Origin of the sequence: Ascidiaceihabitans donghaensis (genome assembly GCF_900302465.1) — a bacterium.
Taxonomy (GTDB): domain Bacteria; phylum Pseudomonadota; class Alphaproteobacteria; order Rhodobacterales; family Rhodobacteraceae; genus Ascidiaceihabitans; species Ascidiaceihabitans donghaensis.
The window spans coordinates 769210-783657 of the sequence record NZ_OMOR01000001.1; the positions used below are offsets into that span (position 1 = coordinate 769210).

Below are 14448 nucleotides of genomic sequence, written 5' to 3' on the forward strand. Positions count from 1 at the left end.
TTTCGCTCAGAAGTGGTTGGGAAGAGGCTGCGCGTAAATATCTTTGCGCAGTTTGAAGTAAATCCAGCCAAATCCACCAGCCCAAAGCGGGGCAAAGATGGCTGCGAAAACCGACAGGCCGGCAATCAGGCCGATGGCGGAAGACCCTGCAAGGATCAGCGACATGATGCCGCCACCGACACACAGGCCCAGCACGGCAAAAAGGGACAGTTGCATGACGCCGTTGGTATCCCCTGCGTTGTTGCGCAGGTAGATGAGCAGCAAGGGGGTGCCGATCACCAGATACACCGGACCGCCCATGATCAAAGCGCCAACAGGAATAAACAACATCCAGAAGGTGGCGGCTGTGATCAAAAGGGGGCCGCCAATAAGCGCGATGACGAAGGCCACCGGATCCACCAGATAACGTGCGGGGCGGTGCCTTGGCATCCAGAAATAGCCTTTTGGATTGGAGGGCACGCTTGCATGCGCTGCTTGGGGTAAGTCATTATTTACGGTCATTTCTGTCATGAGAGAAATTAAACTCCAAAATTTTTAGGCGTTAGCCCTTTGATTTGCCCTTTGGCAAGAAACGGGCGACGCTTGCGCCCAGTTTGATGACGGTCAATTGCACGGCGCGGGGCAGGCGCGACACTTCCGTGTACCAGTCGTCAAACATCTGCATTGTATCCAAGGTTTCTTTGAAACGCTGCTTGACGGCTGCGGGTGTGGCGTCGTCTTCGGCTTGTTTTTGAACGTCGCGCAGGGCTGCCAAAGTCGGGGCATATTCGCGTTCGCGGCGGGTTTCGATCACGGTATTGACCAGATCGAACATGTCACGCACCGAATGAAAGTGATCACGGCGATCCCCCAGCTTGCGGCTGGATTTCACCATGCGCAGGCTTTGCAGTTCTTTCAAGCCATTGGACACGTTGGAGCGCGCCAGATTCAACAGCTCGCAAATTTCGTCTGCGCTTAGGGGATCGGGCGAGATATGCAGCAAGGCATGGATTTGTGCGACAGACCTGTTGGTGCCCCATTTTGCACCCATATCCCCCCAGTGAAGGATAAAGTCTTGCATGGCGGGGGTCAGGTGCATCGCGAATCTCTTTCTAAATTTCTGTAATGACAGAAATAACAGATAAGACTGTTTGATCAAGTTATTTCTTTCACTTGATCTTCAGACCTTAAAGTCCAAGGTGACACGCATGATGAAAGTTCTATGCACTGCTATTGTAGCACTTCTACCAATGGCTGCGTCCGCCCAATGGGAAAGCCCCTATATGGACCGCGCACGCAAAGTATTGGCAAAAGGGCTTGGACAGATCGGCCAGTGGCAAACAACACACACAACGAACCAGACAGTGATGCAATGCACATCCTGTGCGCAGGTGGTGACAGTGGTGCTGCGCCAGATCGACGACTACACAAAGGGGTCTGATTTTGCGCGGCCCATGGATTTGTACATGGCGGGACGCAAGGCTTTGTGCCGTGATTTGGCAGCGGATCAAACCGGCCGATGTCTTGATCTGAAAGCGCCCGGGTTCTTTTCATTGGAACAAGACGACATGATCTACGAATTCGTCACGCCGCTCGGAACCAGTTTGTTGGCAGGTTATGTTGAGGGGCCAAAAGATGCCACCGAACTGCCGCAGGCGCAAAACATTTTGCGACAGGCTGTGAAAGCCCTTAGCCCGCGTTGGTAATGGTCGACATGTTTTTTTCCTGAAAAAATCCCGGAGCATGAGGCAAAGCCTCAGAAAGACCTCAAAACCTATCCCAATCGAGCCGTCAGAATGCTCAAGCTTCCGGCGCCGAAAGCCAAAGCAAACGCTGTCTCAAAGCCTCGTTTCATTCGGGTGTAGGCCGCCGTCATCGGCGCGGAAGAAAAGATCAACGCATATAGATGGAACATGACAAAACTCTGGATGCCGATTGCAACAATGACCGTAATCAATGCTGAAACACCCGTGCCGGGGGGCACGCCAATGGAATAGAGTGCGCCAAAAAACAACACGGCCTTAGGGTTGGTCAAATGCAATGCCAACCCTTTGGCATAGGCCCGCGCGGGGGTTGTTCGGGTCAACTCAGGGGCCTGCAATTTTGTACCGTACCACGCAGACCGCGCCGATTTGAATGCAAGCCACATCAGGTACGCAGCGCCTGCATAGCGAATGGTTTCAAAAGCCCACGTGTTGGCCAGCATTATAGCGCCCAACCCGAAAGCTGCCGCGATCGACCAGATCAATGATCCCGTCGTGACACCGGATGCCAAAGCCAATCCCGCCCGACGCCCGGACGCCATCGAAGTCCCCGCAATGGTTAATGTTGCAGGGCCGGGTGATGCGGAGGCCAAAAATGCGGCCCCCAAAATCAACGGAAGGTTGATGCCGTCGATCATGCCTGTTTTTGTCCGATCTTCGGCTCAGTACCTGCGCGAATACGGGAGATGTTCGCACGGTGCCGCCAGAAAATCAGCAGCGTCAGCACAATTCCCATCAAAAGGGCAGTGGGCGCGCCCATGAAGGTCAGCAAAAACGTTGAAGCTGCGGCAGCAACAAGAGCGCCCATAGATGAAATCCGCGTCGATGCGGCCCCGACCAACCACGCGACACAGCACGCAATGCCAACGGGCCACGTCAATGCCAGCATAATGCCGATAAAGGTCGCAACACCTTTGCCGCCTGCGAACTTCAACCATACGGGATAGCAATGCCCGATCATCGCGGCGATGCCTGCGATCTGTGCAGCGTCCTCGCCGACAAAGTGGCGCGCCAGCAACAGGGCCACGGCCCCCTTCGCGGCGTCGAAAACCAGTGTCAAAGCGGCGGCGGTCTTATTGCCGGTCCGCAGCACGTTTGTCGCACCGATATTGCCAGACCCGATGTCACGCAAATTGCCAAGGTTCATGACACGCGCAATCACCATGCCAAAAGGGATGGACCCCAAAAGATAGCCAATCACGGCCCATAGGGCCAAAAGCGTCAAACTGTTTTCGATGAATGGCATTATGCGGCCTTAAAAATTTCTGTTCCATCAACGTAGGTCGCAAGAACCTTACCCTGCATCCGCGCCCCGTCAAACGGGGTGTTGCGCGATTTTGACCGCAAGGTCGTGCGATCCATTAAAAATGGAGCATGGGCGTCAAACATTACAAGGTCGGCTGGGGCATCTTTCGTCAATCGTCCCGATGCCAATCCCAAACGCTTTGCAGGGTTGAGGGACATGGCGCGCCACAACACAGGCAATTCGATTGCACCGGAATGCACAAGGCGCATCGCGGCTGGCAAAAAGGTTTCCAAAGCCACGGCCCCGCTGGCGGCCTCTTCGAATGGCAGGCGCTTGCTTTCTTCGTCTTGGGGCGTGTGCATAGAACTGATGATGTCGATTAAACCACTGGCCACGGCCTCGCCTATGGCAAAACGGTCGTCTTCATCGCGCAGGGGCGGTTTGAGTTTGAAAAAGGTCCGGTAGTCGGCAACATCAAGGGCGTTCAGCGTCAGGTGGTGAATAGATGTGCCTGCCGTAATGTCCAACCCGTTGGCCTTGGCGCGTTCCAAAGCAGGCAGCGCGCGGGCCGTTGTGATCTGGTCTGCGTGATACCGTGCGCCCGTCATTTCGACCATCGCAATGTCACGGTCCAGTCCCATGCGCTCGGCCATTGGTGACACGGCAGGCAGTCCGCGCAACGATGCGAATTTGCCGGATGTGGCTGCCGCACCTGCGCTTAGGATCGGCTCTTGCGGGTGGCAAATCACCAATGCCCCCAAAGACCGCGCATAGGTCATGGCCCGCGACAGCACCTTGGTGTCCGTGACAACAGCGTCGCAATCGGTAAAGGCGATGGCACCCGCATCCATCAAAAACCCGATTTCAGTCATTTCGCGCCCCAACCGCCCTTTGGTCAGTGCGGCCATGGGATGCACATGGACAGGTGCCATTTCCCGGGCGCGACGAATGACAAATTCCAGCGTTTCGGGGTTGTCGATGGCAGGATCGGTATCGGGACGCGTGATCATCGTTGTGACGCCACCCGCAGCGGCCGCCAATCCGGCTGTACGGTAGCTTTCTTTGTGTCGTTCGCCCGGTTCACATACTTTGACACCCATATCGACAATGCCGGGCGCTAAATACTTGCCTGCACAATCCACAACCACGTCCGACGGCGCAGAGGGCGCGGGATCGTCAAACACTGTGTGGATGTGTCCGTCTTTTATCAAAAGCGCACCGAAGGTTTCGGTTGCGGCTTCTGGATCGATCAATTTGGCGTTTGTGAACAAAGTTGTGGTCATGCGGCGATCCAAATGAAAACGGCGGTGAAAAGGAAGATGAACAGCAGCGCGAAGGTGGCGATGCGGCCGGACATGGCGGCATCCGACGGGCGTTTCTTGACGGGTGGTCCGGAATACGGCTCGGCGCTAGGGGTGCTTAGGGCCATTCCCTCGCTCCAGTCCGGTCCATGGGTAGTGTAGGTCGCGATCAAAGTCAGCTCAGCGCGTTTGGGCAAGGTGACGGCATGGCCTTGAAACGCAAGTGACAGCACAATCAGAACATGGCCGCGCAAGGCAGCAAGCTTGGTGCGGTCAGCGCCTACAATATCGTCGCCCAGATCATAGCCTTCGCGCAGGTATCCTATCAACCCAAGCTCTGACAGGTCTTCAATACGCACCAGCTCCATGTATGTCGGGTCAAGATCGTCAACACCCAACATAAGGCCAAGCGCTTCCGGTTCGGCGTTGTCCAGCTCTGCCACAGCCTTTGCATCAAGATTGATGGCAAACAGACGCAATCGTCCGGTTTCTGCAGCCTGTATGGTCAGATCATTGGTCATGCCATTTTGTCTTTCGTGCTTTGGATCAAGTCACGCGCTTGGCGTGGATTTTCGATATAGCGCATGGTCACGGCCTGCCCGTCAGACAAGCGCAAAACAACGTCCCACCATAAGCGGGGCTTCACGGCTGTGATATCCATCAACGACACCTGATGGATGTCCAGATCCTCCATCGGGTTCTGGTACAGCAGGGCATTGGGGGTCAGTGTCCATGTGGCGTTCTTGTCGGTCCGCCATTCAGCGAAGTCATCCAGAATAAACATATATATTAGCGACAAGCACAGGGCCGCCAACAGGGCCTGAGGCCCGCCAACAAAGGGCACTCCGGGCAACAACAGCGCGAAGGTGACAGCAAACAAAGCCAGACAGCGCAGGGCAAAGGCCCGTGGCGAGGCCGTCCAGATATGCACAGGCGTGCCTGTCATGCAGTTTGCGCTTTGTGATTGCGGGCCAACAAATCCATCGCGGCCATGCGCACGGCCACACCCATTTCCACCTGTTCCTGAATGACAGACCGGTTGATGTCGTCGGCGATGTCACCGTCGATTTCGACACCACGGTTCATGGGGCCGGGGTGCATAACGATGGCGTCGTCTTTGGCATGCGCCAGCTTTTCGGCGTCCAGCCCGTAGCGGTGGTAGTATTCGCGTTCAGACGGAATGAACCCGCCATCCATACGTTCTTTTTGCAAACGCAGCATCATCACCACATCAACGTCTTTCAGCCCTTCGTTCATATCGTCGTAGACCTCGACACCGAAGTGTTCGATTTCGGAAGGCATCAGGGTGGGGGGGCCGATCAGCTTGATGCGGTTTTCCATTTTGCCCAACAAGATGATGTTGGACCGCGCCACACGGCTGTGGGCGATGTCGCCGCAAATTGCGATGGACAAACGATGCAAGCGCCCTTTGGCGCGGCGGATGGTCAGCGCGTCCAGCAGCGCTTGGGTCGGGTGTTCGTGTCTGCCATCGCCTGCATTCAGAACGGCGCAGTTTACCTTTTGTGCCAGCAAATCCACCGCACCGGAATGGGGGTGGCGTACCACCAGCAAATCGGGGTGCATGGCATTCAGGGTCAAGGCTGTATCAATCAGCGTCTCGCCCTTTTTGACAGAGGACGCCTGCATGGCCATGTTCATGACATCGGCACCCAACCGTTTGCCCGCCAGCTCAAAGGATGCTTGCGTGCGCGTTGAATTCTCAAAGAACATATTGATTTGGGTGAGGCCCGCCAACACGTCAGAATGTTTGTGCCCGCCGCGGTTCAGCGACACATATTCCTCAGCCAGATCCAGCAGCGCCGTGATGTCATCTGGCCGCAATTGTTCGATCCCCAGAAGATGGCGATGGAGAAATGTCATGGGCAACCTCGTGGATATTTCAGGCGTTATAGTGTGGGGCGGGTGCTGCGGCAATTGAGTATTTTTGATTAGAACAAGCTTGGGGCGTTTTGTCTTTGTCTTGTGGGGCGTAGGGTGGCGAAATGGAATCACAAGACTTTCATTCAGCGGCGGCTTTGTTGGCGTGGCAGATTGAGCTGGGCGCAGATGAAGCGATCTGTGATGCCCCGGTTGACCGTTATGCTTTACCGGACCGTCTGGCCAAACCGGAACCTGCCGCAAAACAGAAAACCCCGTCCAAGGGGGTGCCTGCCCCTGCAGCAGCGGTGGATGTATCCGCTGTGGCCCAGATGGTGGCACAGCAGGCTGTCGACTTGCCGGGATTAAAGGCTGCGATGCAAGGGTTTGAGCATTGCGATCTTAAACTGGGCGCTCGCAACATGGTTTTTTCGGATGGCGATCCGTCCGCGCGCGTCATGATAATTGGCGAAGCGCCAGGGCGTGACGAAGACCGCGAAGGCAGGCCATTTGTGGGCCGCGCCGGACAGCTTTTGGACCGGATGCTGGATGCGGTTGACCTTAGCCGCATCGCCGGAACGGTCTATATCACAAATGTATTGCCTTGGCGCCCGCCCCAAAACCGTGACCCGAAACCCGATGAAATCGCCATGATGAAACCGTTCCTCGAACGGCACATCGCTTTGGCAGATCCGGATGTTCTGGTTGTTATGGGCAACATCTCGTGTCAGGCACTGCTTGGTAAGAAAGGCATCACCCGATTGCGTGGCGATTGGGTAGAGGCCTGTGGCAAGCCAACCCTGCCGATGTTCCACCCCGCTTACCTGTTGCGCAATCCCATCGCCAAGCGCGAGGCTTGGGCGGATCTTTTAAGTTTGAAAGCGAGGCTGCACGCATGAGCCACATTGATGAAAGCGCGGAGTTTATCGCCGTGCGTATCGCTGTTTTGACGGTCTCAGACACGCGTGGTCTGGATCAGGACAGGTCTGGCGACACGTTGGTGGACCGGATCGAAAGCGCAGGACATATCGTGGCAGACCGTCTGGTGTTGCCGGATGAACGTGACCAGATCGCGGAACAATTGCGTATGTGGTGTGACAACCCAACGATTGACGTCGTCATTTCGACGGGCGGCACGGGTCTTACGGGGCGCGATGTCACAGTTGAGGCGCACCGTGACGTCTATGAAAAAGAGATCGATGCCTTCGGGACGGTTTTCACAATCGTGAGCATGCAAAAGATCGGCACAAGCGCGGTCCAAAGCCGTGCGACAGGCGGCGTACGGGCCGGAACATACCTGTTTGCATTGCCCGGAAGCCCGGGCGCTTGCAAAGATGCATGGGACGAAATTCTTGTGCGGCAGTTGGATTACCGCCACCGCCCCTGCAATTTTGTTGAAATTTTACCGCGCTTGGACGAACACCAGCGACGGAAATAACACATACGTGCGTTTCACGTATGTGCCTTGGTATTTCAGCAAGGCAAACTACATTATAGACCACACGCGCCGCTTTGGTGCGCAAGGAATACGACATGCGGTTTCTAGGGCGAAGTTTGATAGGCATGCTTCTGGCGTCAATGACGCTGGCGCTGATGGCCTATGCCGTTTTTCTGGTGAATGGCGCCGTTCAGGCCAGAATTGGTGCCGAAAAGCGCGTGCCGCCTGCCCGCGAGCGCGTCTTTGCTGTCAATCTGGTTGAGGCGCGTTTGGGCACAGAAACACCTGTTCTTGAAGCGTTTGGCGAAGTGCAAAGCAGACGCACCCTTGAATTGCGGGCGGCCGCCAGTGGACGCGTGATTGCACTGGCCGAGGCGTTTGAAGACGGTGGCGCTGTGGTCGCGGGACAGGAACTTGTCCGCATTGACCCCGCCGATGCCAAAGCGGCGCTGGACCGTGTCCGTGCAGACATTGCAGATGCACAGGCCGAAGCCCGCGATGCTGCAAAAGCGTTGAATTTGGCCCGCGATGAACAGGCCGCCGCCCAAGAACAGGCCGAATTACGACAACGCGCGTTTCAACGTCAGCAAGATCTGGTGACACGCGGCGTTGGAACGGCTGCCGCTGTGGAAACCGCTGAACTGGCAGCCTCGTCAGCCCGTCAGGCGGTGTTGGCGCGCAGACAGGTCATGACACAGGCCGAAGCGCGCATTGATCAGGCTGAAACCACTTTGTCGCGGGCCAATATCGCATTGGCCGAAGCCACGCGGCGGCTTGAGGACACCACGCTGACGGCCCCGTTTGATGGCACTTTAAGCGCCACCAACGTGGTAGAAGGGCGTTTGGTCAACAACAACGAAAAGTTGGCGGATCTGGTCGATCCGGATGCGCTTGAGGTATCGTTTCGGGTGTCCACGGCACAGTATTCGCGGCTTTTGGATGCGTCGGGTGCATTGATCCGCGCCGATGTTGTTGCGGTTTTGGATGTTTCCGGTGTGGATTTGACGGCAACCGGCCGGATCAGCCGTGCCAGCGTCACAGCCGGTGAAGGGCAAACTGGCCGTTTGGTTTTCGCACGGCTTGAAAACGCGGTGGGCTTCAAACCGGGCGATTTCACAACTGTGCAAGTGCGTGAACCGGCTGTGGAAAATGTTGTGCGTTTGCCTGCCTCTGCTTTGGATGCATCTGGAACTGTTTTGGTGCTTGGCGATGGTGACCGCCTTGAAGCATTGCCCGTGACATTGGTGCGTCGCCAGGGCGATGATGTACTGGTGCGCGGTGACGGCCTTGCGGGGCGCGAAGTGGTCGAAGCAAGATCACCCTTGTTAGGTGCGGGCATCGCTGTGACGCCCTTGCGCAAAGCAAAAAGCGGGGAAGTTGCCCCCGCATCCCCCGCGATGGTTGAACTCAGCGATGACCGCCGCGCAAAGCTGGTGGCCTTCATCGAAGGCAGCACACGTATGCCAGAGGCTGCAAAAGCACGCGTTTTGGCGCGGCTGTCAGAGCCATTGGTGCCAGAACAGATGATCAAACGCATTGAAAGCCGGATGGGGGGCTAAGCATGGCCCGACCTATCCCCAAAGCGGCTGGCGGATTACTTTCCTATTTTGTGCGGCATCGCACCATCGCCAATCTGTTGCTTTTGGTGATGCTGGTGGCGGGGATGGCTTCCATCCCGAATATGCGCGCCCAGTTCTTTCCCGATGTCATTTTGGACAACGTGCGCGTCACGACGATCTGGGACGGCGCAGGGGCCGAGGATGTGGATGCAGGTATTGTTCAGGTGCTTGAACCCAGTCTGTTGATGGTGGAAGGGGTCGAAAGTTCCGACAGCACATCGCGCGAAGGCACTGGCGTCATTTCGCTGGAATTCGCGCCCGGTTGGGACATGGCCCGCGCCGCTGATGATGTGCAGGCTGCGGTGGATGCGATCACGACATTGCCTGATGACGCAGAAGACCCCAAGGTTGTGCGCAGTGCGTGGCGCGACAGGGTGACGGATGTTGTCATCACAGGCCCAATTGCCCCCGAGCAACTGGGCCTGTTTGCTGACGAATTTGTCACGCGACTGTTTGCAGTGGGCGTGACCCGCACCACGATCCGGGGCATTGCGGCCCCGCAAGTCATGGTGGAAGTGCCGACCGCGCAACTTATCGCGCGCGACGTCACCATGACTGAAATTGCCGAGGCCATAGCAGGCGAGGTCAACGCAGACCCCGCAGGCGATGTGACCGGCGCCAATGCGCGGGTGCGAACGGGCACGCAAAAACGCACTGCTGAGGAAATCGCGGGCATTGTACTGCGTTCAAATCCCGATGGCAGCAAACTGTTGATCGGTGATGTGGCAACTGTTTTGCGCCAAGGGGTCGACCGCAATCGCACTTACTTTGTGGATGAAAACTCTGCGGTATCGATCCGTGTGGACCGTTCTAACACTGGCGACGCCATCAAGATGCAAGCCAAGGTGCAAGAAGTCGCCGACGCGATGCAGCGCACCTTGCCGCGCGATGTCACGGTTGAATTAATCCGCACCCGCGCCGAAGCGATTTCGTCACGGTTGGAATTGCTTGTGGATAACGCGTTGGTCGGTTTGGGGCTTGTCGTGGCATTGCTGTTTTTGTTCCTGAACGCACGGACCGCGTTTTGGGTCGCGGCCGGTATTCCGGTGGCTTTGATGGCGGCGATTTCCTTTATGTGGCTGGGCGGTTTGACCATCAACATGATCAGCTTGTTTGGTCTGATTATCACGCTTGGTATTGTCGTCGATGATGCCATTGTCGTGGGCGAACATGCCGACCACAGGGCGCGACATTACGGCGAAACGCCCGTAGAGGCGTCCGAGCGCGCGGCCCAACGGATGGCGATGCCGGTGTTCGCCGCAACCTTGACGACGGTGATCGCGTTCTTCGGCCTTGTGGCCGTGGGCGGGCGTTTCGGGGATCTGATACGCGATATTCCTTTCACGGTGATCGCGGTGTTGATCGCATCCCTTATTGAATGTTTTTTGATCTTGCCCAACCACATGTCACATGCGCTTGCCAAAAGCGGGCAGGGACCAAAGTTCAGTCGCCCGAAGTTGCTTATTGGGCTTGTTGTGTCCATCGCGGTTCTGGTGGCTTTGACAGCTGCTTTGTTTGTGGCTGGTCACGGGCTTTACACATATCTGACGGGCGCAGACGCGCTTGACGGTGGGGCTTTGGCGTTGCTGCAAACCGGCGCGGCGCAAGCGTATTACGTGATCGTGGGCGCTGCTGTTTTGTTTTTGATTATGGGACGGCACCGCAAGGCAAGCGTTGTGGCGTCGATTGGCACACATGGCATCGATACGCCGTCTGTGGTGGTCAACCACGGGTTTGAATGGGTCCGCAAGCACCTGTTCCGCCCCTTCATGGCGGGCGTGGTACGCGCACGTTACGTTGTGCTGGCGGGGGTTTGTGTGGTCCTGGCGTCTCAGGTTGTGTTGTTCATCAGTGGCGATGTGAAATGGCGTTTTTTCAACGCGCCGGAACGCGGTTCGGTGACAGGCAATTTTGCAATGGCCGAAGGCGCCACACGCGATGACACGCTTGAGATGATGCGTGAATTCCAAAGGGCCACGGAAAGCTTGGGTGCAGATTATGAGCAGCGGCACGGGCGCAATCCTCTGGATTACGTCATGGCAGAAATCGGCGGCAATGCGGGGCGCGGATTGTCTGGTGTCGAAACCAAAGACGCAGATTTGCTGGGCGGCATTTCGATCGAATTGATCGACGCCGACTTGCGGCCCTATTCCAGTTTTGCCTTCGTGGCGGAACTTCAGGACATGGTGGTGCGGCATCCCTTGGTGGAAACGGTCAGTTTCCGGTCGTGGCGGTCCGGGCCGGGTGGCGACAGCCTAAGTGTGCAGTTCTTTGGCGCCGACACGGACGTTTTGAAAGCGGCCTCTCAGGATATGCAAAAGGCACTAGGGCAATATCCCGAAGTCAGCGCCATGCAGGACAATCTGGCCTATGACAAAGAGGAACTGATCCTTGATTTGACGCCTCAGGGGCAATCGTTGGGTTTTACGATCGACATGCTGGGCCGCGCATTGCGCAGTCGTTTGAACGGGATCGAGGCCGCGACGTTTCCCGAAGGTCCACGGTCTGCGACCATTCGTGTTGAGCTTCCAAGTGGTGAACTGACGGCCGATTTCATGGAACGTATGCAAATGCGCACGCCCACCGGCGCCTATGTGCCATTGGCGGATATTGTCAGCGTAGAGCGACGCACAGGTTTTAGCACGGTACGCCGCGAGAACGGCGTGCGGTTGATTTCGGTGACGGGCGATATTTCGGAAGACGACCCGGCCCGCGCGGCCGAAGTCACCCGCGCCTTGCAAGAGGACATCCTGCCCAAAATCGCCTCGGAGCGGCAGGTTGAGTGGCGGATGTCCGGTTTGAGTGAACAGGAAAGCACATTTTTAAGCGACGCTTTGACGGGGCTGATTTTGTGTCTCGCAGGCATTTATCTGGTGTTGTCCTGGGTGTTTGGCAGTTGGACACGGCCAATGGTTGTCATGGCCATAATTCCGTTTGGCTTGGTGGGCACAATTTACGGGCATCATCTGTGGGATGTGCCGCTGAGCATGTTCACGGTTGTGGGCCTTCTTGGAATGACAGGTATTATCATTAACGATTCCATCGTTCTGATCACATCCATTGATGAATATGCCAAAGACCGTGGCTTGGTCCCGTCCATCATCGATGGGGCCGCGGACCGTTTGCGGCCTGTGTTGCTGACAACGCTGACGACGGTTTTGGGTATGGCCCCGCTGTTGTATGAACAAAGCCAGCAAGCGCAGTTCTTGAAGCCAACAATCATCACGCTGGTCTATGGTCTTGGATTTGGCATGGTTCTGGTGCTGCTTGTTGTGCCGTCGTTAATCGCCGTTCAGAACGATGTGGGACGGTTGATCGCTGCCATGCGCCGCGGCGTTGGATCACGCGCGACGGGATTGGCTTGGACGCTGCGGGCGATGTGGGGTGTCATTGCGGTATGGGGTGCGCTGACCATCGGGTTTGTTATGGTCACCGGCGCTTTGCCCCCACAATTTCTAGCAGTGTTTCCCGGTTTGGCCGACGTGGCGCAAATGCCGTTGTCGATGGTCTTGTTTGTGGTTGGCGTCGCGCAGCTGGTGTTGGTTGTTTATCTCATGTTTGCGGCCATCTATCAGCTGATGGCCTTCCAGCAGCGGTCTTTGCGACAACGCGAAACCTGACACCTTGCCTGCTAGCCTGCGGTGCAGCCTTGAATGTCGACGGCATGGCCGCTGCCGATGACTGTGATCCGAATGTTCGCCCGGTTGACTGAAAACGGTCCACCGTTCGGGTGCACCATGTCTGACACCGCCACAATATCGCGGCCGTCGCGTTTGGTTTTGGGTTCACTGACCCACACGCCGGGCACCCCGGGTTCAATGACAGTTTCTTCGCGCCCGCCTGCGGAGGGCATGGTGATCCGCGTTTCTATGCGCATGCCATCTTGGCTTGGAGTGATGATGCATGTGGCACGTTTCACCCCTGCTTCTGCGGCCGAATAAGGGGCTGTCGCAAGGGATGCGGCAATGGCGGGGGTGGGCGTGCCGCCGGTGTCTTCTAATGTTGCAGAGAAGCGCAACGTATGTGGCATGCATATGTCGCTACACACGCCCAGATCCATACGCCCTTTGATCTGTACGGGTTTGCCTGTGCGTTTAGGCGCGATATGCAGCGGGATCACCACCTGGTTTTTATACCCGATAGACCGCATGCCATTGTCATGAAACACATAGGGCTGGGGCCATGTGATGCGCAGATCGTCCAGATTGCGCGACCCTGACCATGAAAACTGCGGAGGAATGCCAGCATCACCTGGCGCACGCCAATAGGTTTTCCAACCCGGTTTCAACGTCAGGCGCAAAGCAGCTATTCGGTTGCCGTCGGCACGTTCCCAGCCGTGCAAAACCTCAACCGCGATGGGATCTTCGAACACATTTGCCGATTGTGCGCTTAAGGCCTGAGCGGAACAGAGCAAAGCTGCGAGAGCGGTATGTGTGGCGTATTTCATTCATTCTAAATGACGATATAGCGCTGAAATGCCAAATCACGTTGTGGTTAGCTTTTGTAATGGACATTAACGCCCCGAGTGCAGGTTTTAGATGCCAGCCGGTTGGCCGTGTTCCGCCTTGCGCTCATATGTCTCTTGCCAGCTCTATGTCCGTTGCCGCAAGGTGGGGATGCGGTGGCAGGAAGGCTTGGTATCTCGTGGAATTGAATGGAAAACTTTTGATTGCAATGCCGGGTATGGGAGACCCACGGTTTGAGCATTCCGTAATTTTTCTATGCGCCCACTCTGATGAAGGGGCTATGGGCCTGATCGTCAACAAGCCGTCGAAAGATGTGGATTTCACAGAAATACTTCAGCAGCTTTCTATCGAAATTACCCCGCGGTCCAAGACGTTGTCCGTCCATTTTGGCGGTCCGGTCGAAATGGCACGCGGATTTGTTCTGCATTCGCTGGATTACACGTCTAGCATTCAGACTTTGAAGGTCGCAGGCTACGGGATGACCGCAACTTTGGATGTCCTTGAAGACATCGCAAAGGGCGAAGGCCCCGAACAATCGGTTCTTGCCTTAGGGTATGCAGGGTGGGGTCCTGGTCAGCTTGAGGCCGAGATCGCACAAAATGGCTGGCTGACCTGTGATGTGTCGCGCGAGGTTGTGTTTGAGTTACCTGATGCTGAAAAGTGGACGGCTGCGTTGGCATCTTTGGGTGTTGATCCCTTGTCATTGTCCGCGACGGCTGGCCGTGCCTGAAGCGGGTTCGGGGGGCGCTGCCCCCACG

Annotated in this window: 15 protein-coding genes; 6 read left to right on the forward strand and 9 right to left on the reverse strand. The window is 56.5% G+C overall.

All coding sequences use genetic code 11. The features are described 5' to 3' along the window. Nucleotides 1-6 precede the first annotated feature (6 nt). Together ASD8599_RS03825 and ASD8599_RS03830 are read right to left on the reverse strand one after the other, a co-directional pair. A complete protein-coding gene (locus ASD8599_RS03825) occupies nt 7-510 on the reverse strand; it encodes a hypothetical protein (protein WP_146188183.1) in 504 nt (167 codons plus the stop codon). A 31-nt stretch (nt 511-541) separates the two neighbouring features. Beyond that, complete coding sequence (locus ASD8599_RS03830; RefSeq protein ID WP_181364400.1) at nt 542-1078, reverse strand: GbsR/MarR family transcriptional regulator; 537 nt, start codon at nt 1076-1078, stop codon at nt 542-544. A gap of 109 nt (nt 1079-1187) precedes the next feature. On the opposite strand from ASD8599_RS03830, the gene ASD8599_RS03835 reads away from it, so the two are divergent. After that, nucleotides 1188-1685 (forward strand): hypothetical protein, encoded by a 498-nt coding sequence (locus ASD8599_RS03835; protein ID WP_146188184.1) that lies wholly within the window; start codon nt 1188-1190, stop codon nt 1683-1685. Nucleotides 1686-1753: 68 nt separating this feature from the next. On the opposite strand, the gene ASD8599_RS03840 is transcribed toward ASD8599_RS03835, so the two are convergent. From ASD8599_RS03840 to ASD8599_RS03865, 6 genes are read right to left on the reverse strand one after another with little or no spacing between them, the layout of a single operon-like run. Then, the gene (locus tag ASD8599_RS03840) at nt 1754-2380 is read right to left on the reverse strand and encodes a LysE family translocator (RefSeq protein WP_108827311.1); all 627 of its coding nucleotides are present in this window, start codon (nt 2378-2380) and stop codon (nt 1754-1756) included. After that, nucleotides 2377-2988, reverse strand: a complete 612-nt coding sequence (gene plsY, locus ASD8599_RS03845) for a glycerol-3-phosphate 1-O-acyltransferase PlsY (RefSeq protein ID WP_108827312.1) — start codon at nt 2986-2988, stop codon at nt 2377-2379. The genes ASD8599_RS03840 and plsY overlap by 4 nt, the downstream gene beginning before the upstream one ends. Next, nucleotides 2988-4271, reverse strand: coding sequence for a dihydroorotase (gene pyrC / locus ASD8599_RS03850; RefSeq protein WP_108827313.1), 1284 nt, complete (start codon nt 4269-4271; stop codon nt 2988-2990). The genes plsY and pyrC overlap by 1 nt, the downstream gene beginning before the upstream one ends. Then, nucleotides 4268-4810: a hypothetical protein gene (locus tag ASD8599_RS03855; protein WP_108827314.1), complete on the reverse strand. Its 543-nt coding sequence runs from the start codon at nt 4808-4810 to the stop codon at nt 4268-4270. The genes pyrC and ASD8599_RS03855 overlap by 4 nt, the downstream gene beginning before the upstream one ends. Next, nucleotides 4807-5235 (reverse strand): hypothetical protein, encoded by a 429-nt coding sequence (locus ASD8599_RS03860; protein ID WP_108827315.1) that lies wholly within the window; start codon nt 5233-5235, stop codon nt 4807-4809. The genes ASD8599_RS03855 and ASD8599_RS03860 overlap by 4 nt, the downstream gene beginning before the upstream one ends. Then, a complete protein-coding gene (locus tag ASD8599_RS03865) occupies nt 5232-6170 on the reverse strand; it encodes an aspartate carbamoyltransferase catalytic subunit (RefSeq protein ID WP_108827316.1) in 939 nt (312 codons plus the stop codon). The genes ASD8599_RS03860 and ASD8599_RS03865 overlap by 4 nt, the downstream gene beginning before the upstream one ends. Nucleotides 6171-6292: 122 nt before the next feature. Between ASD8599_RS03865 and ASD8599_RS03870 the strand changes: the two genes are divergently transcribed. The 4 genes from ASD8599_RS03870 (at nt 6293) to ASD8599_RS03885 (ending at nt 12844) form a co-directional block, all read left to right on the forward strand. Then, nucleotides 6293-7066, forward strand: coding sequence for a uracil-DNA glycosylase (locus ASD8599_RS03870; protein WP_108827317.1), 774 nt, complete (start codon nt 6293-6295; stop codon nt 7064-7066). Further along, on the forward strand, nt 7063-7605 hold the full coding sequence (moaB, locus tag ASD8599_RS03875; protein WP_108827318.1) for a molybdenum cofactor biosynthesis protein B: 543 nt from the start codon (nt 7063-7065) through the stop codon (nt 7603-7605). The genes ASD8599_RS03870 and moaB overlap by 4 nt, the downstream gene beginning before the upstream one ends. A 95-nt stretch (nt 7606-7700) precedes the next feature. Next, nucleotides 7701-9164 (forward strand): efflux RND transporter periplasmic adaptor subunit, encoded by a 1464-nt coding sequence (locus ASD8599_RS03880; protein WP_108827319.1) that lies wholly within the window; start codon nt 7701-7703, stop codon nt 9162-9164. Nucleotides 9165-9166: 2 nt separating this feature from the next. After that, complete coding sequence (locus ASD8599_RS03885) at nt 9167-12844, forward strand: efflux RND transporter permease subunit (protein WP_108827320.1); 3678 nt, start codon at nt 9167-9169, stop codon at nt 12842-12844. A gap of 11 nt (nt 12845-12855) precedes the next feature. Here the strand turns inward: ASD8599_RS03885 and ASD8599_RS03890 are convergent, their stop codons facing one another. Continuing rightward, nucleotides 12856-13671, reverse strand: coding sequence for a protein-disulfide reductase DsbD domain-containing protein (locus ASD8599_RS03890; RefSeq protein ID WP_108827321.1), 816 nt, complete (start codon nt 13669-13671; stop codon nt 12856-12858). Between the two features lie 146 nt (nt 13672-13817). Between ASD8599_RS03890 and ASD8599_RS03895 the strand changes: the two genes are divergently transcribed. Continuing rightward, nucleotides 13818-14420 carry a YqgE/AlgH family protein gene (locus tag ASD8599_RS03895; RefSeq protein WP_108827322.1) on the forward strand — a complete coding sequence of 201 codons (603 nt, stop codon included), beginning with the start codon at nt 13818-13820 and terminating at the stop codon, nt 14418-14420. Nucleotides 14421-14448: the final 28 nt, after the last annotated feature.

What these genes read in the sequence shown, in the direction of transcription:
- ASD8599_RS03825 (WP_146188183.1), bottom strand. Translation starts at nt 510, where the DNA reads ATGACAGAAATGACCGTAAATAATGACTTACCCCAAGCAGCGCATGCA.
- ASD8599_RS03830 (WP_181364400.1), bottom strand. Translation starts at nt 1,078, where the DNA reads ATGCACCTGACCCCCGCCATGCAAGACTTTATCCTTCACTGGGGGGAT.
- ASD8599_RS03835 (WP_146188184.1), top strand. Translation starts at nt 1,188, where the DNA reads ATGATGAAAGTTCTATGCACTGCTATTGTAGCACTTCTACCAATGGCT.
- ASD8599_RS03840 (WP_108827311.1), bottom strand. Translation starts at nt 2,380, where the DNA reads ATGATCGACGGCATCAACCTTCCGTTGATTTTGGGGGCCGCATTTTTG.
- plsY (WP_108827312.1), bottom strand. Translation starts at nt 2,988, where the DNA reads ATGCCATTCATCGAAAACAGTTTGACGCTTTTGGCCCTATGGGCCGTG.
- pyrC (WP_108827313.1), bottom strand. Translation starts at nt 4,271, where the DNA reads ATGACCACAACTTTGTTCACAAACGCCAAATTGATCGATCCAGAAGCC.
- ASD8599_RS03855 (WP_108827314.1), bottom strand. Translation starts at nt 4,810, where the DNA reads ATGACCAATGATCTGACCATACAGGCTGCAGAAACCGGACGATTGCGT.
- ASD8599_RS03860 (WP_108827315.1), bottom strand. Translation starts at nt 5,235, where the DNA reads ATGACAGGCACGCCTGTGCATATCTGGACGGCCTCGCCACGGGCCTTT.
- ASD8599_RS03865 (WP_108827316.1), bottom strand. Translation starts at nt 6,170, where the DNA reads ATGACATTTCTCCATCGCCATCTTCTGGGGATCGAACAATTGCGGCCA.
- ASD8599_RS03870 (WP_108827317.1), top strand. Translation starts at nt 6,293, where the DNA reads ATGGAATCACAAGACTTTCATTCAGCGGCGGCTTTGTTGGCGTGGCAG.
- moaB (WP_108827318.1), top strand. Translation starts at nt 7,063, where the DNA reads ATGAGCCACATTGATGAAAGCGCGGAGTTTATCGCCGTGCGTATCGCT.
- ASD8599_RS03880 (WP_108827319.1), top strand. Translation starts at nt 7,701, where the DNA reads ATGCGGTTTCTAGGGCGAAGTTTGATAGGCATGCTTCTGGCGTCAATG.
- ASD8599_RS03885 (WP_108827320.1), top strand. Translation starts at nt 9,167, where the DNA reads ATGGCCCGACCTATCCCCAAAGCGGCTGGCGGATTACTTTCCTATTTT.
- ASD8599_RS03890 (WP_108827321.1), bottom strand. Translation starts at nt 13,671, where the DNA reads ATGAAATACGCCACACATACCGCTCTCGCAGCTTTGCTCTGTTCCGCT.
- ASD8599_RS03895 (WP_108827322.1), top strand. Translation starts at nt 13,818, where the DNA reads ATGTCCGTTGCCGCAAGGTGGGGATGCGGTGGCAGGAAGGCTTGGTAT.